Source organism: Stenotrophomonas lacuserhaii, assembly GCF_014836545.1.
Lineage (GTDB): Bacteria > Pseudomonadota > Gammaproteobacteria > Xanthomonadales > Xanthomonadaceae > Stenotrophomonas > Stenotrophomonas lacuserhaii.
The window spans coordinates 76,965-78,288 of record NZ_JACSQS010000019.1 but is presented as its reverse complement, the minus strand read 5'-3'; the positions used below and the strand labels follow the sequence as shown (position 1 = coordinate 78,288).

At 65.2% G+C, this 1,324-nt stretch carries 1 protein-coding gene; it reads left to right on the top strand.

Features of this window, described 5'->3' with window-relative positions; translation table 11 throughout:
- The first annotated feature begins 74 nt into the window (after window positions 1–74).
- Entirely contained in the window at window positions 75–1,253 is a 1,179-nt protein-coding gene (pncB, locus tag H9654_RS15470; protein WP_191771687.1) for a nicotinate phosphoribosyltransferase, read from the top strand.
- Window positions 1,254–1,324: the final 71 nt, after the last annotated feature.

Here is a 1,324-nt window from a genome sequence, read left to right as displayed (position 1 = left end):
CCCTTGGCGTTGCCTCTGCGAGCGCCGGGCCGCAGGCCCGGCACCAACCCCCGCACGCGGCGCATAATGGCGGCATGATCATCCAATCCCTGCTCGACACCGACCTGTACAAATTCACCATGATGCAGGCGGTGCTGCACCAGTACCCCGGCGCCACGGTGCAGTACCGGTTCAAGTGCCGCACGCCGGGCATCGACCTGGCGCAGTTCATCGGCCAGATCGACGAAGAGATCGACCACCTGTGCAGCCTGCGCTTCAGCAGCGAAGAACTGGATTACATGCGCGGCCTGCGCTTCGTGAAGCCCGACTTCGCCGACTTCCTCGGCCTGTTCCACCTGGACCGCAAGTACATCAGCCTGCGTGCCTCGGAAAGCGTGCCCGGCGAGATCGAACTGGACATCACCGGGCCCTGGCTGCACACGATCATGTTCGAAGTGCCGCTGCTGGCGATCATCAACGAGGTCTGGTTCCGCAACACCACCACCGCCGACATCGCCGAAGGTGAACGACGGCTGCAGGCCAAGGCGGCGCTGCTGCGTGACACCCCCGGTTTCGAACAGTGCCGGGTCGCGGACTACGGAACGCGCCGGCGCTATTCGCGCCACTGGCATGCCCGCCTGCTGCCCTTGCTGCGTGACGCGCTGGGAACCCAGCTGGTCGGCACCAGCAACGTGCATTTCGCCCGGCTGTACGGCATGACGCCGCACGGCACGATGGCACACGAGTACCTGCAGGCATTCCAGGCGATCGGTCCGCGCCTGCGCGATTCGCAGGTGGCCGCGCTGGAATCGTGGGCGCGCGAATACCGCGGTGACCTCGGCATCGCGCTGTCCGACGTCGTCGGGCTGGATGCGTTCCTGCGCGATTTCGACATGTACTTCTGCAAGCTGTTCGACGGGGTGCGGCATGATTCCGGCGACCCCTTCGACTGGGGTGACCGCATGCTGGCGCATTTCCAGCAGCGCCGCGTCGATCCGCGCAGCAAGGTACTGGTGTTCAGCGATGGGCTGGACATCGAAAAGGTCATGCGCCTGTTCGACTACTTCCGTGGCCGCTGCCAGGTCGCCTTCGGCGTCGGTACGCATCTGACCAATGACCTCGGTCCGACGCCGCTGAACATCGTGATCAAGATGGTCCGCTGCAATGGGCAGCCGGTGGCAAAGCTGAGTGATTCGCCCGGGAAAAGCATGTGCGACGACCCGGGTTACCTGGCCTACCTGCGGCAGGTTTTCGAGTTGCCGCCAGCGCTCTGATCCGCGCGGACTTCCGCTGCGCTCGCCGAGCATGGCTCGGCGCTACCCGGCGATCCCAACCACCTCGGTAG

What these genes read in the sequence shown, in the direction of transcription:
- pncB (WP_191771687.1), top strand. Translation starts at nt 75, where the DNA reads ATGATCATCCAATCCCTGCTCGACACCGACCTGTACAAATTCACCATG.